The sequence below is a fragment of the Rhodococcus sp. IEGM 1351 genome, from assembly GCF_030056875.1.
GTDB classification, from domain to species: domain Bacteria; phylum Actinomycetota; class Actinomycetes; order Mycobacteriales; family Mycobacteriaceae; genus Rhodococcus_F; species Rhodococcus_F opacus.
In genome coordinates this window covers 1-598 of record NZ_JASHKU010000102.1, presented here as the reverse complement: position 1 = coordinate 598, position 598 = coordinate 1, and the positions used below count along the sequence as shown (strand labels likewise).

At 68.4% G+C, this 598-nt stretch carries 1 protein-coding gene; it reads right to left on the bottom strand.

All coding sequences use genetic code 11. The features are described 5' to 3' along the window. Positions 1-598 (bottom strand): AMP-binding protein (locus QM806_RS40950; protein ID WP_283295053.1); only part of this gene is annotated, 598 nt, incomplete at both ends.

Genomic DNA, 598 nt, shown 5'->3' with positions numbered 1-598 from the left:
CGGTCGAGTTTGCCGTTCACCGTCACCGGCAACTCCGCCAGCACCACCACCACCGACGGCACCATGAACCCCGGCAACGCCACCGCAGCCCACTCCCGCACCACCCGCTCGTCCACCACCGCCCCGGCCACCGGCACCACATACCCCGCCAGATACTCCCCCGACGACCCATCCCCGCGCAGCACCACCACCGCCTGCGCCACATCCTCCCGGCGCAACAACACCGCCTCGATCTCCCCCAACTCGACCCGCTGACCCCGCAACTTCACCTGAAAATCCGTACGCCCCAAATACTCCAACTCCCCACCCGGCAACCACCGAACCCGATCCCCCGTCCGATACAACCGCGAACCCGCACCGAACGGATTCGCCACGAACCGATCCGCCGTCAAATCCGGCCGCCCCCGATACCCCCGCGCCAACTGCACACCCCCGAGATACAACTCCCCCGCCACCCCCACCGGCACCGGCCGCAACCGCCCGTCCAGCACCAACGTCTGCGTATTCCACACCGGCGCCCCGATCGGCACCACAACCCGATCCGCCTCCGTCACCTCGTGGAACGTCACATCCACCGACGCCTCCGTCGGACCGTACA